The sequence below is a fragment of the Chryseobacterium sp. RU37D genome (assembly GCF_900156075.1).
Taxonomy (GTDB): domain Bacteria; phylum Bacteroidota; class Bacteroidia; order Flavobacteriales; family Weeksellaceae; genus Chryseobacterium.
Genome location: NZ_FTMM01000020.1, coordinates 1 through 25,756 on the forward strand (window position 1 = coordinate 1; position 25,756 = coordinate 25,756).

Genomic DNA, 25,756 nt, shown 5'->3' on the forward strand with positions numbered 1-25,756 from the left:
ATAAGATTTGAAACGTTGGATATTACTTGGAAGAATCTGCATTTTTTAGCATTTTCTTTAAGATTAATCAAAAAATTAAAAGTTTAAACAACTTCGCTATAAAAAGATCTTCATATAGCCTTGTAATAAAATAAATTAAAAACAAAAAACAGCTCCTAAAAAGAAGCTGTTCTCACTCAAAAAATCGTTGTAAGGCTATCGAAGTCTGTCTACAGATTTTACGAGCCTTTCATCTTTCTTGATATAAATGTTTGCAATGAACAAACAGATAATCGCAATCAATGAAAAAATTGGCTCAATACCCTTCTCAGGAAAATTTATTCCTCCGGATAGTTTTAGTAACCAGTACATCAATACACCAATCAACAAAGCGTTTATAATGATGCTGATAGTATTCAGCAAAATTTGTCTTTTTCTGTTTTTAAAACTGAATATGCTCAGTAATCCAACCAAAACAAGCACAAAACAGACAATATTTAGCACGGGAATACTATCGGAAATGATAACATCCTGCCCTGTGACGAACAGAAAAACTGCAGCCAAAACTGCTAAAAAAGCCCATATAGTTTGTATTCTTTGTAACATTGAATATTAAATTCCCAGCAAAAATAATATAAATTTTGCACAATTCAAAAATAAGTGTAGATTTGCATTATACGAATGTACTTGAAAATAAAAGTCACCCGACTTACTTTTCTTATTCACAATTAATTACATTTTTACATTAAATATGTTTAACATTGAAACGTTAAGGTCAAAATCCGTGACGGAATTGGCTAAAATCTTAAAGGATTTGGGCGTTAAAGTGGCAAGAAACAGCACTGAAAATGACAAAATCTTTGCAATTCTTGACTTTCAGGCTTCAAATCCCAAAGTGGCGAAAGATTATTTCAACGCCACAGAATCTAGTATGAATGCTGATCAGGCTCAGGCAGAAAAATCCGCGAAGGCTCCTGCCAAAAAAGCTGCACCAAAGAAAACTGCAGCTAAACAGAAAGCAGAGACCCAAGGTACTGCAGAAATAAAGACAATGGTTGAAGAAGATACTGAATCAGAAGTAAAACAGCCAGTCACTGAAATACCAAAGCCGGGAGAAATAAAAGCTGAATCAACAACGACGACCGAAGAAGAACCCACACAGGTAAAGAAAAAAAGGAAAAGAGTTTCTTCTACAAATGCAAGTAATGTAGAAATCCAGCAGGAAAAAACAGACGCTCCTAAAAATACAGAATTTCCAGAATCTGCTTCAGCAGAAGAAAGGCCAAATAACACTCAATCTCAGGCCAGACCTCAAAAAGGACAAAGCAATAATCCGAACACCAACGGAAACCAGCATAGAAATCAAAATCAAAACCCTAATCAAAACCAAAATCAGAATAAGCAGCAACAGCAACATTCTGAAAGGAATGATGAGCATCAGGAACAGAAAAAAGAGTTCAGTTTTGACGGAATGGTTAGCATTGAAGGAGTTTTGGAAATTTTGCCGGATAATTACGGATTCTTACGTTCGTCAGATTTCAGCTATATCTCTTCGCCTGATGATGTATATGTTTCTACGGCCCAGATCAGAAATTTTGGCTTAAAAACTGGAGATACTGTTAAGGGTATTGTAAGATTACCTAAAGAAGGCGAAAAATATTTTTCTTTATTAAGACCTACTGAAGTTAATGGACGCGATCTGGCTTTCATTAAAGATCGTGTTGCCTTTGAATATTTAACTCCACTTTTTCCTGAGGAGAAATTCAATCTTGCTGGAAAAGGGTCTACCATTTCCACAAGGGTAGTTGATTTATTTGCCCCTATAGGGAAAGGACAAAGAGCTATGATCGTTGCCCAGCCAAAAACAGGTAAAACCATGCTTCTTAAAGATATTGCCAATTCTATTGCAGCGAATCATCCTGAAGTCTATATGATGGTTCTTCTGATAGACGAACGTCCGGAAGAGGTTACTGATATGGAAAGAAGTGTAAATGCGGAAGTGATAGCATCTACCTTTGATGAAGCGGCAGAAAAGCATGTAAAAGTTGCCAATCTTGTTTTAGCAAAAGCTCAGAGAATGGTAGAATGCGGTCATGATGTTGTGATACTATTGGATTCCATTACAAGGCTGGCGAGAGCTTATAATACGGTAACTCCTGCATCCGGGAAGGTTCTTTCCGGAGGGGTGGATGCCAACGCGCTTCACAGGCCTAAAAGATTTTTCGGAGCAGCGAGAAAAATTGAAGGAGGAGGGTCTTTAACTATTATTGCAACAGCGCTTATCGATACAGGTTCTAAAATGGACGAAGTAATCTTTGAAGAATTCAAAGGTACGGGTAACATGGAACTTCAACTGGATAGAAAGATTGCTAATAAGAGAATTTATCCTGCTATTGATTTAGTGGCTTCAAGCACTCGTAGAGATGATTTACTTCTTGATGAGGTAACTTCTCAGAGAATGTGGATTTTAAGAAAGTATCTTTCTGAAATGAATCCGGTGGAAGCCATGGAATTTGTAGACAAAAATATCAAAGGAACCCTTAATAATGAAGAATTCCTCATGTCTATGAATAAATAACTCTTAATTTAATTTTGTTAAATAGAAAGCGCGAACTTATTGGTTCGGGCTTTTTAGTTTAGAAAAAGGATGATGGTAGCTTTAAGCTCTTAATAACGTTTATTTTTTTAATTATTAGAAATTAATCCTAAAAATTATCTTTTTGAGAATTGGAAATGAATATTTTCAAGGCTTCAACCTCCATCTCTCAGCCTCAATCTTCATTACTTCAAAATTTAATTTATTCTAAATCAATACATCAATGTTAAAGATTTATTAAAGTAATCCCCATTCTTTGAATATAGGTTTATTTATGGCTAAATTTGACTAAATAACATTAAAAATAATACTTATGCCATTTGAATTACCAAAATTAGGATATGCTTATAATGCATTGGAACCGATAATCGATGCAAGAACTATGGAAATCCACCATACAAAGCATCATCAAGCATATATTGACAATCTAAATAATGCTATCAAAGGAACTGATCTGGAAGGAAAAACGATCGAGGAAATTTGCCAGACAGGAACAGATAAGCCTGCAGTAAGAAATAATGGAGGAGGACATTTTAACCATACTTTATTCTGGGAAATTTTAACACCTGGGGGGAGCAAAGAGCCTATAGGAAACGTAAAAGCTGCTATTGAAGCTTACGGCGGATTTGAAAAATTCAAAACTGATTTTTCTGATGCTGCTAAAACCAGATTTGGCTCAGGTTGGGCATGGCTGGTTAAGAATTCTAATGGTTCAGTTTCAGTTTCTTCAACTCCAAACCAGGATAATCCGTTAATGCCGGTTGCAGAAGTAAAAGGAACTCCGGTTTTAGGGCTTGATGTTTGGGAGCATGCTTATTATTTAAATTACCAAAATAGAAGACCTGACTACATTGCTGCATTCTTCGATGTAGTAAACTGGGATAAAGTTGAGGAATTATTCAAAAAATAATTTTTAATTATTATAAAATAAAAAAGGTTCAGAAATTTTCTGAGCCTTTTTCTTATCTTCTATAAACATCACTTCCTGAAAGCCCATTCATTCTCAAACCATATTTCCAGTTAACATACGCAAAAACTTGATAAAGTTTATACTCGAATTTTATTCCATAATTCTCTTTTGGGTCGTAATCGATGGATGATTCAACTATATTCTTGTATTTTCCGGAAAAATAATAAGAATTCCATTCACTTACCAAAAGCGTATTTTTTGTTTTTAAATATGATTCCGAATATTGGCTGATGGGTTTTGCAATAGCACTCAGAAAATAATTAAACTGCGTATCGATTACCGTGAGATCCCATTCTCCGTCTTCATTCTTTGAAGGTTCCATCACTGATTTTTCTTTATCATTCTTAGAATCAGTCTGTGCCGAACAGCTGAATGGCAAAAGAGAAAAAATTAATAATAAGATTATATTTTTCATACTCTTAAAGGTACATAAAAAAAGACACTCAAAATAAGTGCCTTTTTTTGTTTTATGGTTCTTTCTGAAGGACAACAAATGCGGGAAAGTGGTCGCTGTATCCACCGGTGAACTGGTCCCCGTTCCAGGATCGAAAAGGATAGCCTTTGTAATTTCCTTCTTTATTGACTAAATAAGAAGGGGCAAAAATTTCCGTTTTATAAACCGAATATTCTTTTGTTACCTGATCAGAAATGACATTTTTAGAGACAATAATCTGGTCAAATAAGTTGGGAGCATCCTGATATGCCAATGAAGCGACCCCTTTTTTGTATAAAGGATACATTAAATTAAGATAAGGAGCTGTTTCACTTAAATCTTTTGGGCTTGGCTGAGCTTTCAGATAATTTTTTAAGCTTGAGCTTACCGGATCATCATTGAAATCACCCATTGCAAAAAGTTTTGTAGAAGGATCTGCAGCCTTTACACTGTCCATCTGCTGTTTCAGCAGAGCAGCAGCAGCATTTCTTTTTGGTAAAGAAATTGCTTCACCTCCTCTTCTGGAAGGCCAGTGATTCATGAAGAACGCTACTTTTTCGTTATCAAGAAAGCCTGTTACTACCAGAATATCCCTTGTATATTCTCTTTTCCCTTCATCACCGAAGATTTTTAACTCTTTTTTCAATGAATTTGTTGGAGTAAATCTTCTTTTCTGATAAATTAAAGCGACATCAATCCCTCTGTAATCATAAGAATTATAATGAATAATCCCGTAATCATATTTTTTTAATGCCGGTTCTTTGATGAGGTCTTCGATCACCTGTCTGTTTTCCACCTCAATCAATCCTACTACTGCAGGAGCTGTTTTTGTATACTGTGCACCTAGTTCGGAGATTACTTTGGCTTCATTCGCTAATTTGGCCTTGTAAATCTTTGTATTATAATTTTTAGGGCTGTTGGGAGTAAATTCTTCAGAACCGCTTTGGTATCTTATCGCTTTTTTACCTTTTAAAGCTTCATCGCTCCATGTTCCTTCATATTTTTCTGCTTCCAAAAATTTGATGGAGTCAATTGGGATGCTTCTATGGAAAGCTGGATTTTTAATGTCTTTTGTTCCGTCAATATAATCTGCTGAACGAATTGTATCCCAAAGATTTTCTACATTCAGAAAACCAACGGTGGCAACTTTTCTTAGTTTTCCCTGCTGTTGTGAAAATGCTATTATGGAAAATATAATAGCCAATAAACTCGAAAATTTTTTCATCCTCTTAGAGTTATTTTAAAATTATTTTAATCTGCAAATTTACTTTTTTAATTGTAGCTATTTTAATATTTATAAATTTAAAAGATGGTATCGCTGTTTTTTTATATAATGAATCTTAAAAGCTTGCAATGTTAAGAAAAAATAATGTGAAAAAGACCGGAAATTATAAAATTTGACTAAATTTGCGTCCCTAACTTTTAAACTGTTGAAAATTAACAAGAAAAGTATTAAAAAAAATAAACATACTCATGATTAAAAAACTATCATTAGTCTCTTTATTTACTTTACTTCCGGCTTCATATTACTTTGCGCAGACCACTGTGTTTGCGTATCTGAAAGGTGCAGACGGGAAGCCTGTCGAAAGGGCAGAAGTAGATCTTAAAGGGAATGACAATGATGTAACGGCTGACAAAATCGGATACTTCCAGTTTGTAGATTTGATGCCGGGGCATTACCAAATTGTGATTACAAAGCCGAATTACGAGACAAAAGTAATGGAGTTTGATGTAACGAACAGTGAGAAGAGAAAGGATTTAGGGGTAATTACTCTTTATTCTGCACTTACAAGCGCGGATCAAGGGTTGGCAATTATTGACAGTGATGGTGATGATGAAGACAGCAACAGTGGACAGGCCTCCACGGTAGGCTTGCTGCAATCGTCTCAGGATATTTTCAGCAGAATCGCGGCGTTTGATTTAGGATTCTATTGGTTCCGCCCCAGAGGAATTGATGGAAGGTTCGGGGAGACCATGCTGAATGGTGTTTCTATGATCAAATCTGACAATGGTAATGTAGATTTCGGAAATTGGGGAGGCCTTAATGAAATTACAAGATATCCCGAAATTTCCCAGAATCATGCACCTTCTGAATATGCATTCGGCGGAAACAGCTCAGTAGTATATAAAAACACAAAGGCGAGCGAATACAGAAAAGGATTTCAATTTACTCAATCTTTAACCAACAGAAACTACAGAAACAGAACTTCTCTGCGATACAGCTCGGGAATGAGCAAAAGCGGATGGGCATTTACTGCAATGGGTGCTAGAAGATGGGCAGAGGAGGGTATCCAGGAAGGAACTTTCTATGACGCTTACGGCGCGTATCTTGGTATTGAAAAGAGGTTTAATGACAAGCATTCAATGACATTCAACTTTATTGGTGCGCCTTACAGAAGATCTACATCCAGCCCGAGTACTCAGGAAGTTTATAACTATAGAGGAGTACATTATAATTCATATTGGGGCTACCAAGATGGAGAGCAGAGAAGCGAAAGGGTAAGAAAAGGTTTCCAGCCGATCTTCCAGGTTCAGGATTTCTGGAAAATTAATAAAAACAATAGCCTTTGGACCTCCGTTTCCTATCAGTTTGGTAAAGATAAAGGTTCCCGTCTTGACTGGCAGAACGTACAAAACCCATCTCCAACCTATTACAGAAACTTACCAAGCTATTACGATTCTTTAGATCCTAATGCTTCAGTAGTAGATCCTACGGGAGCGATGACAACGGCTCAGGATGCTTTTCAGACATCATTAAAAGCATGGCAGACAGGAGATCCTAATATTACGCAGATCAATTGGGACAGATTGTACCAAAGAAATATGCAGCAGGCTCCGCAAAATTATTTCGGGCAAAGCGGTAGAAGGGCTTTATATTATTTAGTAAATGATGTAAGCGACGATAAAATCTGGAATGCAGCAACGCATTTTGTGCATAATTTTAATGATAATACAAAATTTTTATTAAACGTTTCTTACCAGAATTACCGTTCCGAGCAATACAGAGAGGTGAATGACCTTCTGGGAGCTGATTTTGTATTAAATAAAGATCCTTTTGCAGCGACTAACCAGCCAGGAAAATCCGGATTATACAATCAGGGTGAAGAAAATGTAACGAAAAAGGTAGGCGATAAAATGACTTACGACTACATTTTCAGAAGACAGGAAGTAAAAGTAAATCCGGGATTGAAATTCACAACCGGTTCATTTGATATTTTTGTTTCTGCGATGGCAGGATATTCTTCATCAAACAGAGAAGGTTTATTCAAACATTATCTATACAACGATTCTTACGGAAAAGGACAAGATTACAACTATTGGAATTTCGGGCTTAAAGGACAGGCCATCTACAGAATCAACGGTAGGAATTTCTTGGTCTATAACGGAGCATTCTATAACCAGGCTCCTTATCTTGAAGATTTATTCGTGAATCCGAGAGTAAATGGTTCTGTAGCGCCAAACGTAAAGAGCATGACGGTAAATGCGAATGATCTTAGCTACGTTATTTCTTCTCCTTTCTTAAAACTAAGGTTAACGGGATATTTAGTAGATACCGATAATGAAACTACGGTACAAAGATATTTTGCAGACGGATTACCTCTGGACGGTTTGGATTCTGATGGTAATGCAACGAATGTTCAGAGTGCTTTTGTATCTCAGATCATGACAAATGTGAAGAGAAGAAATATGGGATTAGAATTAGGTGTTGATGTGAAAGTGCTTCCTACTTTATCATTACAGGGGTTAGCAAGTATTGGTCAATACATCTATAAAAATGATCCTATGACATATTTCGCATCAGATGCAGTGGGGGTTTTTGCAAACGGGCAGCCATATACAAGCCTTGGTAAAGCATATATCAATAATTATCGCCAGGGAGGAACTCCTCAGCAGGCATTTTCTTTAGGTTTCCGATACAATAACCCTAAATACTGGTGGGTAGGAGCCAACTGGAATTATTTTGACCAGAATTACCTTGACCCGGCAACATTGATCAGAACTGAAGGATTTACACAAAATGCAACATCTTCATCACCTTTCTACGGTTTGACCGAATCTGAGCTAAGAAGGGTTCTTCAGCCAAATATGCTGCCTTCTTCTTTCTTCCTTAATGCCAATGCAGGAAAATCTTGGGTAATAGGTAAATATTATGTATTGATCTCTGCAACGATTAATAATATTTTAAACAACAAAAAATATATTACAGGAGGATTCGAGCAAACAAGAAATGCCAAATATGATACTTTCTCTCAGGATTTTGATAGAGAGTATACCTTATTCGGGCCAAAATACTGGTACACTCAGGGAAGGTCGTATTTTGTAAATTTACAATTCAGATTCTAATAAAAACACTAACTACTTTAATTAAAATTATTAAAATGACAATAAAAAAATATTTAAGTTTAGTAGCAGGAGCTGCACTTGCAACGATTTCTATTACTTCTTGTGTGCAAAAAGATGAATGGGATACTCCGCCTATCAAGTGTGAAAACAAATTCCCTTCTCCTACGATGTCTCTGGCTGATTTTAAAGCTCAGGCTCCGGCTACAGGATATCTTTTAATCACTACAGACCAGATTATTGACGGATACGTGGTTTCTTCCGATGAAAGTGGAAACTTCTACAAAACAATCTCTTTCCAGGATAAGCCTGAAAATCCAACTGCCGGGATGCAGATTGAAGTTGACAGAGCAAGCAATTATGCAGATTTTCCTGTGGGAGCCCACATCAGGATTAATGCCAAAGGTTTAAGATTAGGATTAGACAGAGGAACGGTAAAATTAGGCTCAGTAGACCCTACTTATAACATCGGAAGAATTCCGGCTTCTTTATTAAGCAGATACATTTCAGGAGTTTGTAACGGAAACGGTCTTGAAGTGGTAAGCCTTAAGCCTGTAGAGTTACCGAATCTTACTGCTGCAAAAAGTGATCAATACATCAATACATTGGTAAAAGTGCCTAATGCACAGTTCTCAATCAGTGATATTTATCCTATGAATAAAACATATATTGATTACGTAGGAGGTGCAGGTGTTGATACAGATAGAACATTGGAAGACGCATCTGGAAATACAGTTACTCTTAGAAATTCAGGTTTCTTTAATGAAGGATCGACCTTATTGCCTACAGGAAACGGAGATATTACTTTTGTAGTGAGCCGTTACAATACAACATGGCAGATGCTGATCAGAAATACTAAAGATGTCAACTTTAAAGGAACAAGAGTGGACGCTACACCGCCAAAAGGAGGCACTTCGATCACTTATTCAGGTTCTTTCCTTGAAAATTTTGAAAGTTATCCAACGAGTCCTTCAAATCTTGAAGTATTCCCTAAATATGTAAACGACCCGCTTTTAGGAAACAGATACTGGCAGCTGAAAACATTTAGCGGTAACAAATATATCCAGCTAGGTGCAAACTCTGGAACTGGTCCGTATGTTACTTATTTCGCTGTACCGGTTGACTTTACGGCTGCAAATACCTTAAAATTTGATGTGAATGTAGGATTTTGGAACGGAAATGCTTTGAAAGTTTATTATACAACAAACTATACCCCTCTTGGAGACATTACACAAGCAACTAAAACAGATATTACATCTGCATTTACTATTCCACAAACGCCAACAACTAATTATGGAGTTTTAGCTTCTGCAGGAACCTATAACATTCCGGCTTCAGTCACTGGTAACGGATTTATATTATTTGAATACGCAGGAAACGGAAGTGGTGTTACAACAACGATTCAATTAGATAATATTCAGGTTCAATAAGAAATTTGAATATTTAAAAATAGAAAGACTGTCTTTGGGCAGTCTTTTTTGTTTTCAAACCTGACCATGCGGAAAGGCTCAGAATAAAAAATTCAAAGATTGATTATTTATATTAGATTAATGTTTTGAACTATCTGATTTATTGAGAAGAATAAATATACTCCCACAAAAAACCACCGCAGTCGCGATGGTCAATATTTACATAAATTTATTTTTAAAAAGAAACTTCATTCACTTCCTTTCCTCGTTGGAAGTTCATTACTTTCTGGCTTCCTTTATAAGCAACAGTAACGATGTTTATCTGCTTCGGAAAAGTGCTTAGAAGGATCGTATTTTTTATCTTTAGGGTATTAATATCCGAAACCCCTCCGGCTTCAAAATACACCCATACAGTTTCTCCGCTTACCTGGCTTCCCGTAAAAGTTAATGTTTTAGGTAAACCATCGACGTACAAATCAAAATTGTTATTTACATATTTTTTTACTTCTGCTTCAAACCCTGCTGTATTGGGATTTATTTTAATGGCATCTGAAATATGGCTAGTATTCATTTTTGTAGTAAACTTCAATGTCTTGCTTCCTTCTATATAATCCACTTTTGTCATTGAAGAGAAAAAGTCTGAATGCGCGAAGCTCATTAACATAAAAAATGTTAAAATCCCTGATATATATAAAAATTTTTTCATCTTAATTAATAGATTTATAATCATGCTTGATCTGTTATAAAGTGTCAAATAATATGCCAATTAAAAATTAACATTTACAGAGTACTTGTCATAAAATGCCTTAATATGTGCCACTGCCTCGTCAGCGGTGTCTACTACACGGTAAAGATCAAGATCTTCCTCATGAATCATTTTTTCTTTGAGCAAAGTTGCTTTGAACCAATCCAGCAATCCGCTCCAGAATTCTGAGCCTACTAGTACTATTGGAAATCTTCCGATTTTGTTAGTTTGAATTAAAGTTAATGCTTCAGTAAGTTCATCCAAAGTCCCGAAACCGCCGGGCATGACCACAAACCCCTGAGAGTATTTTACAAACATCACTTTTCTCACGAAAAAGTAATCAAAATTCATTGAGTAAGATTTGTTAATGTAAGGATTAAAATGTTGTTCGAATGGTAGATCAATATTCAATCCGATGGATTTTCCCTGTACATTAAAGGCACCTTTATTACCAGCCTCCATAATTCCAGGGCCACCACCGGTAATGATCCCAAAACCGATTTTTGTAATTTTTTCCGCAATTTCTACAGCCATTTTGTAATATTTACTTTGAGGCTTCAGTCTGGCAGAGCCAAAAATTGAAACACAAGGTCCTATTTTGGCCAACTTTTCATATCCATCTACAAACTCCGCCATCACCTTGAAAACCATCCAGCTGTCTTTGGTAATAGTTTCGTCCCAAGTTTTTTGCCTAAGGCTGTTTTGTAATTTAGTTTCGTTAATATCAAACTCAGGATTTATTAAACTTTCATCCCTTATTCCGTCAATTCCCATTGCAAAATTATTTAAAATGTTTTTCAGCTTCTGTTACAGATTCTGGTCTTCCAACGTCTATAAGAATACTATCGTGTACAAAACCGTGAATATGTTCGGTTTGCATCAAATCCAGGTATTCTTCCATAACAGAGAATTTGCCCGTTCTTTTTATTTTGTCAAAGATAGAAGGGTTGATACAGTGAATGCCACTGAAAGCCAAGGCTTTAAACCCTTTATTGAATTCTGCAAGCCGTTGTTCTCCGGTCTGCACATTCAGCCAGCCTCTTAAGACCCTCTCATCATTAAAAAGCAGTTTTCTTGAGCTTTCTCTATCCGAAACAGCTAATGTAGCAAAATCTTTTATCTTTTTATGATAATTTACGAGCTCTGTGATATTCAGGTTTGTAAGAATATCGGCATTCATGATCAAAAAATCTTCTCCATGATCAAGAAACTTTCTAGCAAAAACCAAGCCGCCTCCTGTTTCTAGAAGCTCTTCAGATTCATCAGAAATCTCAATATTACAGCCAAAATTGTTGTTTTGCTTTAGAAAATCTACAATTTGCTTTCCGAAATGATGAATATTAATGACAAAATCCGTTATTCCGAAATTTTTTAAATATGTGATATTTCTTTCCAAAAGTGTAGCATCATTCACTTTTACTAGTGCTTTCGGATGATGGTCAGTAAAGGGTTTCAGTCTTGTGCCTTTTCCTGCCGCGAAAATAAGTGCCTTCATAATTTATCAGTAAGTAAGATGATAATATATAAAATTATAAGTAGTAGATAATAATGATAATATAATTAACGAAGCTAAAAACATTACTTATCACCCATTACTCATTATTTATATTAAGCTGGTGTTGTTCATCGTGGTGAAGGCTGATCTCAACTTTATTTCCGTATTTTTCTTCAATAAAATGAGCGATTTTTATTGCAGAATATACTGATCTGTGCTGGCCTCCGGTACACCCGAAATTGATCTGAAGGTTCTCAAAATCTCTTCCAAGATAATTATCGATACTGATTGAAATCATACTTTTTACCAGCTCTAAAAACTCCGGCATTTCGGTTTTTGTTTCCAGATATTCCTGAACACCGACATCTTTTCCTGTCAGTGCCTTATATTCTTCCACTCTTCCGGGGTTCAAAATTCCGCGGCAGTCGAAGGTAAAACCTCCTCCGTTTCCTGTTTCATCTTTCGGGATTCCTCCTTTTTTGTACGAAAAACTGTGTATGTCGATGTGTAGCATTTTCTTTTTTATTTGTACCATTGGGGTTTTTAATATTTATTTTTTTCAGTTGTGTTTGTTATTCCGTAGGAATCTCGACATTGTTTGCTTATGTAACGAGATTCTTCGACTGATTCGCACTCAGGATGATCTCGCTAATACTGAATATTCTTATTATTAAAACGCAATTCAGCCATTGGCAGCCTGAGTTTGTTGAAGACTTTATTTATTTAAAATCTCCTCAATTTTCAACTTTGTTTTTTCCAAACCTAATTGCGAAATCACCTTTTCCAGCTCAGGATAATCTTTCATATTTTCCCAATTTTGAGCAAATTCTATGATATTTTCTATTCCCTTTTCTATGCTTGCAATAAAATGTTGTTTTCTCTGAATCAGTCCTCTGAAGCCATATGCACCCAGAACCTGTAGAAATCTCATGAGCTGAATTGGCTTTACCGAATTTTTAAGTTGATGTTGAGTTTCATTATTTTCAAATTGATTGATATAAAAATCGAGCATTTCATTTTTAAAATCTTCTGGGAAATTAGCTTTCGCTTGGAATAAAAAAGATATTACATCATATATCAAAGGACCTTTCATTGCCGACTGATAGTCGATAAATGAAACTTCATTTTTTTCGTTCACCATAATATTCCTGGCTTGAAAATCACGGATCATTAAACCTTTTGGTTCAAGATTTTCAATGAGGTTGACGATCTGTTTGAATTCTTTAAGCAATGTAGATTTGTAGTATTCCAGTTCAAGGACATCTGCCACGAAGTTTTTAAAATAATACAGATCATGGGTTACGGGCAGCTCGTCATAGCTTTCATATTCAAAGGTTTTGCTGAAATCTATTTTTTCCCGGGTTGCCGTCTGAAGCTGATATAATTTTTGTAGAGCTTGCTTCACCAGGGCTTTTACCTGTTCTGATAAGCCTTCTTTAGCAATGATCTCCGATAGCGTATTTTCTCCCAAAAACTCCTGAATGTACATTTTTCTGTCATCAGAAATTTTATAAATTGTTGGGGTATTAAGGTTTAAACTGGAAAAAACTTTAGAATAATACAAAAAGCTTTCGTTTTCCAGAATATTTTCATTGAAAGTAATAATATATTTTTTGTTTTCATTTTTGGCTGAAAAATTCACTCTCGAAGAACCGCTTTGAGCTAAAATAATAAATTCAGACGATTTTTTGCCAGTATATTTTTCAAAAAAAAATTTAACGTTTTCAGAATTCATAGATAAAACAAATATAGTAATTTAAGCTCTAATTTCTATATTTGCATTATGTTAAAAGATTTCAAACCAGTCTTAAGCATCTTGTTGCGCTTTATCATCATTTATCTGGTGTTGCTTTTTACGTACCAGTATTATCTGAATAGTTTTCAGAAGGAAGGGCTGGATCCTTTTTCAAGGCTAATTGCTGAGCATGTGCGGCACCTTCAGAATCGGATAGGATATCCGACACAACTTTATGATGATGTGAAAAATGAGCAGGTTTACTTTTACGTAAAAAACGAATATCCAACCAGAATGGTGGAAGGCTGTAATGCAATCTCTGTTATGATTCTTTTTCTTGCTTTTGTTTTTGCCTTTTATAAAGGGAAGAAAACATTTGTTTTCGCTTTAATGGGCTTGGTTTTACTTTACGTCATGAATGTATTGAGAATTATCGGACTTAATATTGTAATGATGGACCACAAACAATACGGGATCATCTCGCACGATTATATTTTTCCAGCAGTTATATATGGAACAGTGGTTGTTCTTTGGCTGGTCTGGATTAAATTTTTTGCTTTAAAAAATGAAAATTCTTAATTGGTTTTTAGTAGTAGCCGGGATATTGGGCTTAATAGGGGTGAGAGCTCTTGAAGATAAAATCTTCTATGATCCCTTTCTTGATTACTTTCATGAAGCCAATAAAAATATTGTTTTCCCTTCATTTGAATGGGGTAAATTGATTATCGGGCATCTTTTCAGATTTATTTTAAACTTAATTTTTTCCTGTCTGATCATTCATTTCTGGTTTAAAAATAAGGAATGGACTATTCAGGGAGTGGTTTTAGTTATTATAATTTTCTTTATTACTTTCCCGATTTATCTGTATTGTATTTATGATAGGTTTGAAATTGGATATTTATTTTCGTTTTATATGCGTAGGTTTGTTATTCAGCCTTTGATTTTGCTGTTGATTATTCCGATGTTTTATTATCGTAAGCAGTTGTTGGAAAAGAGTAAAGAAAGCATGTAGGCTGATAGAGCTGAGATTTTTTACGATTGATAAGGGTTTTATTTTAAAGCAAAAATTTTCGCGAGGACATAGTTTATCAATAGAAAAAAGCTTTAGACTGGTTTTAATAAAATGTGTTCAATTAGCCGAAACTTAAAATATTTAAATTTAATCAATAGTGTGTTTATCTACACAAATCACATTTTCTGGCGTCCACTTTACTTTTTTTACAAAATCCTTTTCACGGACGGGGCAGTCTGCAATCTGACAGATTGGGCATGAGGTCGGTTTGCAGTCATCCATATGAAAATTAAATTCAATATTTCTTTTTATATTTTTGGCTAAAAGGACGATCATTTTTTCCATTTCATTATGCGCATCCCGGAGGCTGTAATACCAGGGAAGGGTGATGTGGGCGTCAATATGCAGGGAAGATCCGAATTGTTGGATTTTCATATTATGAACATCGATCCATTCTGTGCAGCGGTTTTCTTCTAATACTTTAGTGATCAGGTTTAGTAATTCAGGATCCTGCTCATCCATAATTCCGCTTAATGATCTGCGGATAATTTTATAACCGACAAAGATGATGTACACTCCAAAAATAATTGCTACTACAGAATCCAGCCAATAAACTTTGGTGAAATAAACTACAACTAAACTGACAACAACACCCAGCGTGGTAATTGTATCCGACTGCAGATGCTTTCCAGATGAGATCAGGACGAGGGAGTTTTCATTTTCCCCTTTTTTAATGGAAATATAGCCTAATAAGTAGTTGATCACTGCTGTTGCAGCAATAATCCATATTCCGATATCAAGTTTGTTTAAGACTTTGCCCGTAATTAAACTGTTAATTCCTTCATAAATGATCAGGATTCCTGCAATGGCAATCAAAGCGCCCTCTATTCCGGAAGTGACAAATTCTACTTTTCCATGGCCGTAGGGATGGTCTTCATCTTTTGGTTTTGCCGCTAGATATAATGAATAAAGCCCCATAAATGCACTTACAACATTCACAATGCTTTCCATGGCATCGGAAAAAACAGCATCCGAGCTGGTGAGCCTCCAGGCAATAATTTTTCCGATAAAAAGAATGACTCCACAAACTGCAATAAGCTTTTGAAAGGCTAATTTATCTTTATTTTTATTCTTCTGAGCATTCATAGGTTTGATAAAAAAAGAATCTCAATTCTGAGACTCTTTTTTATTTTGTTAGTTTACACTAAGTTATTTGCTACAATGTATTCTGCGATCTGTACAGCGTTGGTTGCCGCTCCTTTTCGCAGGTTATCTGCCACAATCCAAAGATTCAGAGTCTTCGGCTGGGAGAGATCGCGTCTTATCCTTCCGACAAAAACTTCGTCTTTTCCTTCGGAATAAAGCGGCATTGGATATTGGTTGTTTTTCACATCATCCATTACCACAACTCCCGGAGTTTCAGATAAGATTTTTCTTACTTCATCAAGATTGAATTCGTTTTCAAATTCGATATTTACGCTTTCAGAGTGACCTCCCTGTACAGGAACTCTCACGGCAGTTGCCGTTAAATTAAATGTATCGTCACCTAGAATTTTCTTAGGTTCTTTCATTAATTTAATTTCTTCTTTCGTATAATCATCTTCACCAAAAACATCACAATGTGGAAGCGCATTTTTAAAGATTTGATAAGGATACACCTTTGCGGTAGAATCGTTGCCGCTGATTTCAGCATTCAATTGGTCAACGGCTGCCTTACCGGTTCCTGTTACGGATTGATAAGTGGAAACAACGACTCTTTTCAGGTCATATTTTTTGTTTAAAGGCCCTAAAACCATTACTAACTGAATGGTAGAGCAGTTTGGGTTGGCAATGATCTTATCTTTTTTCGTCAAAACATCTGCATTGATTTCCGGAACGACCAATTTTTTGTCAGGATCCATTCTCCATGCCGAAGAATTGTCGATCACAGTGGTTCCTGCTTCAGCAAAAAGTGGGGCAAATTCAAGTGAAGTACCGCCTCCGGCAGAGAAAATAGCAATATCCGGTTTGGCAGCTATAGCGTCTTTCATGCTTACAATTGTAAATTCTTCCTGCTTATACTTCACCTTTTTGCCAATCGATTTTTCCGATGCTACAGGAATTAATTCTGTGACAGGGAAGTTCCTTTCTTCAAGAACTTTCAGCATAACTTGTCCAACCATTCCTGTTGAACCTACTACTGCTACTTTCATTGTTTTGATTAAAAAATTTAAATTAATATATTTTAAACTTTGTCAAAGATCTAAAACTTTGACAAAGTGCTATCCGAAAACTTTTGTCCACGGGAACGCGAAAGCGAATAAACCGGCTGCAATTAATCCCATAATTACAATTCCTAAAGAAATGGTAGGATTGGTTTTTACTTTTTTGTTGATAATGGTCATTAATACCGCAGCGATCAGCATTGAAAATGGGTGTTCCACATATTGGAATCTTGAATAGGAATCGCTCATTAAAGTTCCTGAATCCAATGCTGCTTTAAAGCCTGGAGAGAATATAAGTAACAAAGGTATTCCTACTAAAAACTGCACATGAAAGAAAACCATCGTGAAAAGTGTAGTTTTCTTTAAAAACTTATTCACTTTGCCGCTAAAACCAAACATGGTAGCTAAAAGAGCAATAATAAATAGTGCTACTAAAACTAATTCTAAATACCCAAACCCTTTATGAGCACTAAGAAATACTTTGTAAAAATCCATAATCTATTTTTTCTTTTTTCTTGGACACAAATATAGCAAAAATCCCGGCTTTTCGCCGGGATTGATATGTATAAATCTAATGTTTTAATTTATTAGAAGTTGAATGATAATGTTCCAGACCATGTTCTTCCGAATCCGAAATAAACCTGGTTTGTTTGGCTAAGACCGTTATAGTTACCTGCTGCTTGGTATATTCCGTAGTTCGTAGCATTTCCTGCTAGTGTTCCTCCATTAATATCTGTGTACTCTTGTGCAGTAAGATTTGCATGAACGTTAGTGTTTGATTCAGCGATGTAGACTTTATTCAATAAGTTATATACATTACCTCTTACTGTAAAGTACTGTTTTGGATTTCTAAGTTTAATTTTGAAAGTAATTCCTAAATCTACTAAGCCAAAGCTAGGCAATTCTAATGCACCTTTCTGGCCTGCAGCTTCCGTTGAGAAGTTAAGCGGGTTTACGTTTGCATATAAATGTTTAACCCCCCTGTACATACCATCTAAGCTTACCCAATCTGTTGGTTTGAACGTAAATCCTGCACCAGCTGTGAACTGTGCTGCATTTCCTACCTTTACTTTGTCTAGATAAACTGTACTATGTGATGAAGAACTATTTGTGAAGCTAATAGGATCGTTCGTTTCCGAGAACAGATCACTATCTGCATTTCCTTTGTAATAGTAGTCACCCATTGATAGCATACCGTTGAAAGATAACATCTTGTGAACATTTGCTGTCACATCAATTTCAATTCCCTGGTGTACTTCAGAAATACCTGAAATATTAGCATATGCAGTAGTTGTTGTAACAGGAGCACCCGATGTAGGGTCTATGTAAGTCCCGGAAAGGTTTGTTCTTCTAAGAAATCTATCTTTCCATGAAGTTCTGTAGATATTCACATTTGCATTGAAAATCCCTGAACGGAAACCATATCCTAATTCAATTCCGAAGATTTTCTCGTTTGTTAAATTAGGGTTAAGATAGTTTTTGTTGTTAGGATAAACAGAATTTAAGAAAGGTTGTTTTTCGTAGTATCCGATATTGGCAAAAACGTTGTGGTTTTCATTAATATTATAGTTGGCACCACCTTTTACGTTAAATCCGATTAGGTTTTTAAATCCTGTTTTAGTATTAAGAGCTGGATTAAGAGCTGTTGGCTGGTTAACTGGTGAAGTTGGAGAGTTTGTGGCCGCATATCCGGCTACATTTCCGTTGAGAAGAGATCTTCCGTCTACAATAAAGTTATCAATTCTTTGGAAGGCCTGATTTGAAATAGCTCCTGAAACGAAAGCAGATATTTTATCATTAGAATATTCTAACTGTCCGAATCCGCCATACCAAAGTACTTCTCCGTCATTGTTATAACCGATTCTATTTTCAATCGGATCAATTTTTCCTCCAAATGGATTCCAGTTTGGTTCTGCTTTTGATGAATTTGATACATAGTTATAGCCAGCTTGTAAAAAGTTGTTATTATTTGGAACCCAAAGATTTTTATTAGCTGAGTCTCTGTATGCGGAACCTCCTAAAAGATCACTTACAACCTGATAATGGTAACCATAATAATATCTAGTATCAATACCTACTGAAAAGTTTAAATGATCATTAATTTTATGATTGAAACTTGAGATAAGTCCGAACCAGTTGTGTGAGTTGATCGATGCGTTTCTGATTAGAATCCCTTTGTCTGGAGTAGAGGCTGCATTAGCTGCATAGATTGCATCCATATCCAAAATCCCTTCATCCGTTACAAAAGATCTTGATGTAGGATTATAATTGATGGATTTTCCATTTGCTGTTCCTATATTTCCTGTTCCTGCTCCTCTACCAAATGAAGCGTAAGCAACAGTGTTTAATTTAGATTTGCTTGAAATATTCCAATCCCAGTTTAAAGACATTACTGGTTTGTGGTAATAATTTCTTCTTAAGCTATATTCCTGACCGTTCAAATAACCATAGTCTGGATTATATCTTGTATCTGGATTACCATTTTTATCAGTATTATAATAAATATAATTTGAAATTGGAGCGTAAGTACTTCTTTGATTGTGGGCTTGTGGAGCACCAGTAATTGTGAATTGGAAATCATGCTTGCTGCCGGGTTTATTATATCCTAAAGCAAAATAATAGTTATATCCTTCAAATTCAGTTCCTCTTGCAAAAGTAGAACCTGAAGTTCTGCTCATTAAGAATGAAGAAGACCATCCTTTTGCAGATTTACCTGTATTGTAAGCAAATAAAGTTTTAAGATAATCATCATTACCAACAGTTAAAGAAACGATACCACCCTGTTTTTTGTCAGCAGCTCTTGTTAAGATATTAATGGTCCCCCCAACAGAAGCAATTGCTAATTTTGAAGAACCTAAACCTCTTTGTACCTGCATTGAAGATGTAACATCAGAAAGTCCTGCCCAGTTTGACCAGAAAACACGTCCGTTTTCCATGTCGTTTACTGGCATACCGTTTACCATCACTGCAATATTTTCTTGTCCGAATCCTCTGATAATTATTTTAGAGTCTCCGAAACCACCACCCCCTTTTGTAGCATACACTGATGGAGTTGAGTTTAAGATCTCAGGAAATTCCTGGTTTCCTAATTTTTCAACAATTTGTGCTTCTTTGATTGTTGAAACTGCAACCGGTGTCTTTCTGTCTTTAGCAATATCGGCAACACCAATTAATACTACCTCATCAATGTCCTTAGACTTAGTGGTTTTAACCGAGTCCTGAACCTGTTGGGCATAATAAACACTGGCTGTAGATAATGTAATTATCGCAGTCAGCATTGTTTTGTTGATTAATTTCATAATCGTTAGTAATAGTTAGATTTAAATTTTCTGCAAAAATCGGGAAATATAATTTAACTAATATTAACTTTGTGTTAATTTTTAACTAGTCTTAATAAGTGTTAATGGTTTGATTTGCAATGTATTGAATAACAATTGACATTTTATATGAAAAAAATCATGTTATTGACTTTTTAACAAATCAAGGGTATTTTTGTTAAATTTTTAATGCTATTTCACTGCTTTGAGACTCAGGTCTATATTTTCTGCAGAATGCGTAAGAGCACCAGCAGAGATGTAAGTAACACCAGCAGAAGAAATTTCTTTTAATTGGTCGCGGGTAATTCCGCCTGATGCTTCGGTTTCGCATGAACCATTAATTAATTTGACAGCTTGCTTCATTGTCTTAACGTCCATATTGTCGAGCATAATTCTATCAACTTTTGCATTGATGGCTTCCTGAACTTCTTCAATGTTTCGGGTTTCAACCTCAATTTTTAGTTTCTTTTTATTTTTCTTGATATAATCTTTGGCCATTTTCACGGCATTAGTAATGCTCCCATTATAATCGATGTGATTATCTTTTAACATAATCATATCATAAAGACCATATCTGTGATTTGTTCCACCGCCGATAGCAACAGCCCATTTTTCACAAACCCGAAAGTTGGGAGTGGTTTTTCTCGTATCTAAAAGTTTCGTTTTAGTTCCGATTAATCTTGAATCCCAATCATGAGTAAGGGTTGCGATCCCGCTCATTCTTTGCATACAATTTAGGACGAGCCTTTCTGTGGATAGAATTGATCTTGCACTTCCTGTAACGATGAACGCGACGTCTCCGACTTTTACAGAATCACCGTCTTTTACAAAAGTTTCTACTTTTAAGTTTTTATCAAAAGTTTTAAAAATAATTTCGGCCAACTCAACTCCGGCCAGAATGCAGTTCTGCTTTACCAACAATTTTGCGCTCTGCTCAAGGTCTTTCGGAATGGTAGAAAGCGTGGAATGATCTCCGTCCTGAATATCTTCCTCCAAAGCATTTTTGATGAATTGTTTTAAAACTTTATCTGTAACGTATGCTGGTCTTTTCATATTTTTTGCTTTAGTTTAAGCTAAATCTTTATTGTAAAATGCCCCTTTGTTTTCAGTCATTTCCATAGATTGGGTAATGATGAGGAGGGCAACGGTTGTTAAATTTCTCAATTCTGACAACTGCGGCGATAGAATGGAGTAGTGGTAAATTTCATCCACGGCAGCAGCAATTTCCTGATGTTTCTGCAGAGCCATATTAAGACGGTGGTTGCTTCTTACAATGCCTACAAGATCGCTCATCATTTCCTGTAGCTGCTTCCTCAGATAAGAAATAATCACCATTTCGTCCATGATTTTCATTCCTTCTTCATTCCATTCCGGAACAGCTTTTAGATCTTCAAAATTAAAATTATTTTCATTTAAAAGATCAACGGTTTTCATGGCTGCGTTATGACCGTAAACCAATCCTTCCAATAATGAATTTGAAGCCAACCTGTTTGCTCCGTGAAGCCCGGAATTTGTGCATTCTCCCACAGCAAATAAATTGTGGATGGAAGACTGCCCGTCTTTATCTACCTCGATTCCGCCCATCAAATAATGGCATGCTGGAACTACGGGAATGAGCTGTGTAAAAGGATCAATCCCTTCATCCTTGCATTTTTTATAGATATTCGGGAAGTGTTCGAGGAATTTTTTATGATCCATTTCCTTGCAGTCCAGCCCTACATATTCATCTCCGGTGACCTTCATTTCTGCGTCAATAGCTCTGGCAACGATATCCCTGGAAGCTAATTCTTCACGCTCATCATATTTATGCATAAATTTTTCACCTTTTTTGGTTCTTAATTTTGCCCCGTCACCGCGTACGGCTTCAGAGATTAAGAATAGCATTCCGTCGATCTTACTATACAAAGCTGTGGGATGGAACTGGTAGTACTGCATATTGGAAACCTTACCTTTTGCTCTTGCTACAAAGGCGATTCCGTCTCCGGTTGCGATGGTTGGGTTGGTCGTATTTTTATAAACATGACCTGCTCCTCCGGTTGCTACTAATGTAATTTTTGAGGTGATCTTTTTGATTTTTTTATTCTTTTCATCCAAAATATAAGCTCCATAGCAGTGGATGTCGCCTTCATTAAGCTCCTTTCCCGGAACATGGTGCTGGGTGATGATATCGATTACATAATGATGATCAAGGATTTCTATATTTTTACTTTTGTTGGCTGTTTCCAAAAGGGCTCTTTCGATCTCGAAACCTGTAATGTCTTTATGATGTACAATTCTGTTTTCTGTATGGCCGCCTTCTCTTCCTAGAGCAAACTTTCCGTTTTTCATATCAAAATTGGCTCCCCATTCCACAATTTCGTTGAATCTTTTTGGGGCTTCTTTTACTACCATTTCTACCACATCGCGTTTGTTTTCGCCATCTCCAGCTCGCATGGTATCTTCGATATGCTTATCAAAATTATCTTTTTTAAAATCTGTGACTACGGCAAGGCCGCCCTGTGCGTATTTGGTGTTGCTTTCGTCTTCGTCTGATTTTGTTACAATGATTATTTTGGCATCAGGAAGCTGCTCAGAAACTTTAATGGCATAGGAAAGTCCCGAGATCCCGGAACCTATTACTAATACATCCGCTTTTATCATTATGCTTGCTTTAGGAACGAATCGTCTAAATAATTAAATAAATTTAAACAATTTTTCGTTTGGTTTTCTTACTTTTTTCATATGCTGGAAGTGATCTTCTTCCGATCGGTAGCCCAGAGCCAGAGTAACGGTTACTTTTTCGGTTTCAGGATTGATATTTAAAATGTCTTCTATAATATCCTGCCGGAAGCCTTCCATCGGACAGGTGTCTATATCTTCAATAGCCGCGGCATACATAAGGTTGGCCAGGACTATGTATGACTGTTTTTCTGCCCAGTTAAGGATTTCATCCTGAGTTTTTTGATTAATATGCTGATTGATGCTTTTTCTGAACAGTTCTAAATTTTCCAATGTGGTTTCCCGCACTTCGGAAATATGCCTGAAATATCCGTTGATATAATTCTCGTCTAATGTTTTTTTTGAAATAATAACAATAAGGTGAGAGCATGTGGAAATCTGAGAAGGATTGTAGAAGGCAGGAATTAATTTTTGCTTCATTTCTTCAGTCTGAACGATAAAAACTTTATAAGGCTGAAGACCTTGGGAGCTTGCAGATAACTTTCCCGATTCCAGAATGTTGTGTAACTTTTCCTGAGGAATGATTTTTTTATTAAATTTTTTCACAGAATATCTTCTGCTTAAAGCTTCCAAATAATTCATAAGACAAATGTAAGAATTGAATATGAATTAAATAAAAATTAAAACAAAATATCTTATTCAAAATTAGAGTTAAAAAAAAGACCGCTCCAGTATTTGAGGCGATCTTTTAATATAGAATGATGTTTTTTAGTTAATCTCTGTTTTTTACAAGAATCCAGCCAGAATATTTGACAGGCGTATTTTTCTTATCGTTTTCGTTCCATGAAACGGAGTACCAGTAGTTTCCTGTAGGTACTTTTCTTCCTGCTACGGTGCCGTCCCATCTGTATCTGTTTGATTTATCTGCGTGGTGGATCTGGGCTCCATATCTGTCAAACACATTGAAGACAAGGTTCTGTTTTCCTGCCAGTGCTGAATAATCAATTGCATCATTGATGCCGTCTCCGTTTGGAGTGATTACATTAATTAAATTAGGAACGATAATCGTAATATCGATCGGATCACAGTCGTAAGCGTCTTTTACGTAGATCTTGCCGTCACCTCTCGGAACGTTTTTAAATTCGTTGGAATCCTGCCAGTTGATCCCGTCCATAGAATATTTATAAGGAGCTGTTCCTCCTACGGCATATACCGTCACTGTGTTATTAGAGATGTCAACACTTGAGATTACGGGTTGTTCGGAAGCGTATACTTTTACAGTTTGTGTAGCTATACAGTTACCTGTTTTTAGCTTTACCCAATATGTTCCCACTCCTACATTGTTGATGCTTGGTGTGACTGCCCCCGTACTCCATTCGTAACCGGTGAATCCCGGGCCTGCATCCAGCGTTGTTTTGTCTTCTATACAAATGATCTTGTCTTTTAGTACGCTAGAATAAACCGGCGGGGTTATGATTAAAGTTACTTTCGCAATATCATAACATCCGAAGGAATTGGTCACCTTAATGTAAACCACTCCAGATGGTGCAATATAATTGTTTGGATTTAAAATTTCATTGGTTCCGTTTTGAGCATCGGTTAATGAAGGGAAATACGTTTTTGTAATTCCTGTTGATGACCCGATTACCGGAGCTGTTGTTAAGTCAAATAATCCTGTTGATGGCTTAGTTTCAATAAAACAAGATCTTAAAGTAGCATCCGTGGTGGTGACGGTTGGTGCCACTTTCAGAACTATACTTGCATCATTGTTGTCACATAAAACTGATGATGGGTCTTTGATAACTACAGAAATATTTGTTGTTGCATTATACTGGAAATTTGTAGGATTCGCAATAGGGGTACCACTTCCTGTTATATAATATGAGAAGTTGTAAAGACTAGGGTTAACGGTTAATTGAGAATTAAATGAAGTTAAATCTACAGTTGACATTCCTGTTAAATCCGGGCAAATATCCTTACTAATTGCATTTGTCAATAACGGAACTTTATCTACAAAGATTTTTACATTTTTAATGGAATGTCTTGATCTTGCACCTCCAGTAGATGCGGAAAACCCGAAATACCCCACAGTCATTCCTGCTGCGGCACCTGAAGGGGCGAAGGATACATTGTTGCAGATCACTGCTCCGTCCAGGGTAATGTTTACGATCCAGTTGGCAGGAGCTGCCGGGTCTACTTCTGCGGTTACCACCACGTGTTTGTAAGTAGTGCCCTGGAAAGGATGGGTTGCATTAAGATCCGGAGAGTGGAAAGAACTTCCCGGAACATTGAAGAATTCTACATTGTTGGTATCTGTGGTATTGGCTACCTGTCCATAGGCAACATGCACTTTGCTCATTCCTGAGCTTCCTGTGGCATTGTTGAAAGAGTCAAACCCCACCATAAAACCAATGGCATTCTGCGGAATCCCGATTCCGGAACCCAGAACGCTGGTCACAGGAGGATTGGCCAGGTACCAGAATGCAATCCCGTCACCGTTATAGGTTTGACTGGAATCCATTCTGAAATCGAATTCTATCTTCCATTTATCACAATACTTTAGGTTGATAGGCTCATTGAGCTTAATGGATCCGGAATTGTTGTTGACATCCGGGGTAAGCTGTACAAAATCACCACTTACTACAGCAGGGGATACTAACGTCCAACCTGTTGTGTTGACGGGGTTCCCTATAAGCTGGTAGGTTTGTGAGGAAAGCTCTTGATAAAACGAAAGTAGAATGATGAAAAATAAAAAGGGGTAGTTTTTTTTCATATTTTAACGTTTATTAGTTTACGATATCCAAATATAGTTAATTTTCATTGATTTTTGTTTAATTATTTTTATGTTTTTGCTATGGATTT

General features: G+C 36.2%; 22 protein-coding genes. 6 read left to right on the forward strand and 16 right to left on the reverse strand.

What is annotated here, in order from left to right:
* Window positions 1–195 precede the first annotated feature (195 nt).
* Window positions 196–585, reverse strand: coding sequence for a DUF4293 family protein (locus BW926_RS10340; protein WP_076446850.1), 390 nt, complete (start codon window positions 583–585; stop codon window positions 196–198).
* Between the two features lie 145 nt (window positions 586–730).
* Between BW926_RS10340 and rho the strand changes: the two genes are divergently transcribed.
* Window positions 731–2,557 (forward strand): transcription termination factor Rho, encoded by a 1,827-nt coding sequence (rho, locus tag BW926_RS10345; protein ID WP_076446852.1) that lies wholly within the window; start codon window positions 731–733, stop codon window positions 2,555–2,557.
* 331 nt (window positions 2,558–2,888) lie between these two features.
* The gene (locus BW926_RS10350; protein WP_076446854.1) at window positions 2,889–3,485 is read left to right on the forward strand and encodes a superoxide dismutase; all 597 of its coding nucleotides are present in this window, start codon (window positions 2,889–2,891) and stop codon (window positions 3,483–3,485) included.
* A 52-nt stretch (window positions 3,486–3,537) separates the two neighbouring features.
* Here the strand turns inward: BW926_RS10350 and BW926_RS10355 are convergent, their stop codons facing one another.
* Window positions 3,538–3,960 (reverse strand): DUF6146 family protein, encoded by a 423-nt coding sequence (locus BW926_RS10355; RefSeq protein WP_076446856.1) that lies wholly within the window; start codon window positions 3,958–3,960, stop codon window positions 3,538–3,540.
* 52 nt (window positions 3,961–4,012) lie between these two features.
* Window positions 4,013–5,203 carry an endonuclease/exonuclease/phosphatase family protein gene (locus tag BW926_RS10360; protein ID WP_076446858.1) on the reverse strand — a complete coding sequence of 397 codons (1,191 nt, stop codon included), beginning with the start codon at window positions 5,201–5,203 and terminating at the stop codon, window positions 4,013–4,015.
* Window positions 5,204–5,451: 248 nt separating this feature from the next.
* On the opposite strand from BW926_RS10360, the gene BW926_RS10365 reads away from it, so the two are divergent.
* A complete protein-coding gene (locus tag BW926_RS10365; protein WP_076446860.1) occupies window positions 5,452–8,322 on the forward strand; it encodes a carboxypeptidase-like regulatory domain-containing protein in 2,871 nt (956 codons plus the stop codon).
* Between the two features lie 35 nt (window positions 8,323–8,357).
* Entirely contained in the window at window positions 8,358–9,749 is a 1,392-nt protein-coding gene (locus tag BW926_RS10370; protein ID WP_076446862.1) for a M949_1556 family lipoprotein, read from the forward strand.
* A gap of 214 nt (window positions 9,750–9,963) precedes the next feature.
* On the opposite strand, the gene BW926_RS10375 is transcribed toward BW926_RS10370, so the two are convergent.
* From BW926_RS10375 to BW926_RS10395, 5 genes are all read right to left on the reverse strand, one after another.
* Window positions 9,964–10,386, reverse strand: coding sequence for a DUF6702 family protein (locus BW926_RS10375; RefSeq protein WP_228403434.1), 423 nt, complete (start codon window positions 10,384–10,386; stop codon window positions 9,964–9,966).
* A gap of 108 nt (window positions 10,387–10,494) precedes the next feature.
* The gene (locus tag BW926_RS10380) at window positions 10,495–11,247 is read right to left on the reverse strand and encodes an LOG family protein (protein WP_076446866.1); all 753 of its coding nucleotides are present in this window, start codon (window positions 11,245–11,247) and stop codon (window positions 10,495–10,497) included.
* Between the two features lie 7 nt (window positions 11,248–11,254).
* Window positions 11,255–11,968: a nucleotidyltransferase family protein gene (locus tag BW926_RS10385; protein ID WP_076446868.1), complete on the reverse strand. Its 714-nt coding sequence runs from the start codon at window positions 11,966–11,968 to the stop codon at window positions 11,255–11,257.
* Window positions 11,969–12,065: 97 nt separating this feature from the next.
* Complete coding sequence (locus BW926_RS10390) at window positions 12,066–12,503, reverse strand: RapZ C-terminal domain-containing protein (RefSeq protein WP_228403435.1); 438 nt, start codon at window positions 12,501–12,503, stop codon at window positions 12,066–12,068.
* Between the two features lie 180 nt (window positions 12,504–12,683).
* Window positions 12,684–13,703 carry an aminoglycoside phosphotransferase family protein gene (locus BW926_RS10395; protein ID WP_076446870.1) on the reverse strand — a complete coding sequence of 340 codons (1,020 nt, stop codon included), beginning with the start codon at window positions 13,701–13,703 and terminating at the stop codon, window positions 12,684–12,686.
* Between the two features lie 48 nt (window positions 13,704–13,751).
* Between BW926_RS10395 and xrtF the strand changes: the two genes are divergently transcribed.
* Entirely contained in the window at window positions 13,752–14,282 is a 531-nt protein-coding gene (gene xrtF, locus BW926_RS10400; RefSeq protein WP_076446872.1) for an exosortase family protein XrtF, read from the forward strand.
* Window positions 14,269–14,715: an exosortase F system-associated membrane protein gene (locus BW926_RS10405; RefSeq protein ID WP_076446874.1), complete on the forward strand. Its 447-nt coding sequence runs from the start codon at window positions 14,269–14,271 to the stop codon at window positions 14,713–14,715. The genes xrtF and BW926_RS10405 overlap by 14 nt, the downstream gene beginning before the upstream one ends.
* A gap of 147 nt (window positions 14,716–14,862) precedes the next feature.
* Here BW926_RS10405 and BW926_RS10410 read toward each other — a convergent pair whose 3' ends face one another.
* The 8 genes from BW926_RS10410 to BW926_RS10445 form a co-directional block, all read right to left on the reverse strand.
* Complete coding sequence (locus BW926_RS10410; RefSeq protein ID WP_076446876.1) at window positions 14,863–15,861, reverse strand: cation diffusion facilitator family transporter; 999 nt, start codon at window positions 15,859–15,861, stop codon at window positions 14,863–14,865.
* Window positions 15,862–15,914: 53 nt separating this feature from the next.
* Window positions 15,915–16,907, reverse strand: a complete 993-nt coding sequence (locus BW926_RS10415) for an aspartate-semialdehyde dehydrogenase (protein WP_076446878.1) — start codon at window positions 16,905–16,907, stop codon at window positions 15,915–15,917.
* Between the two features lie 69 nt (window positions 16,908–16,976).
* Window positions 16,977–17,414: a hypothetical protein gene (locus tag BW926_RS10420; RefSeq protein ID WP_076446880.1), complete on the reverse strand. Its 438-nt coding sequence runs from the start codon at window positions 17,412–17,414 to the stop codon at window positions 16,977–16,979.
* A gap of 92 nt (window positions 17,415–17,506) precedes the next feature.
* Window positions 17,507–20,218: a TonB-dependent receptor gene (locus BW926_RS10425; RefSeq protein ID WP_076446882.1), complete on the reverse strand. Its 2,712-nt coding sequence runs from the start codon at window positions 20,216–20,218 to the stop codon at window positions 17,507–17,509.
* Between the two features lie 210 nt (window positions 20,219–20,428).
* Window positions 20,429–21,289, reverse strand: coding sequence for a carboxylating nicotinate-nucleotide diphosphorylase (nadC, locus tag BW926_RS10430; RefSeq protein WP_076446884.1), 861 nt, complete (start codon window positions 21,287–21,289; stop codon window positions 20,429–20,431).
* Window positions 21,290–21,304: 15 nt separating this feature from the next.
* Window positions 21,305–22,876 (reverse strand): L-aspartate oxidase, encoded by a 1,572-nt coding sequence (gene nadB / locus BW926_RS10435; RefSeq protein WP_076446886.1) that lies wholly within the window; start codon window positions 22,874–22,876, stop codon window positions 21,305–21,307.
* Window positions 22,877–22,909: 33 nt separating this feature from the next.
* Entirely contained in the window at window positions 22,910–23,536 is a 627-nt protein-coding gene (locus BW926_RS10440) for an NAD(P)H-dependent oxidoreductase (protein WP_076446888.1), read from the reverse strand.
* 130 nt (window positions 23,537–23,666) lie between these two features.
* Window positions 23,667–25,667: a T9SS type B sorting domain-containing protein gene (locus BW926_RS10445; RefSeq protein ID WP_076446890.1), complete on the reverse strand. Its 2,001-nt coding sequence runs from the start codon at window positions 25,665–25,667 to the stop codon at window positions 23,667–23,669.
* Window positions 25,668–25,756 lie beyond the last annotated feature (89 nt).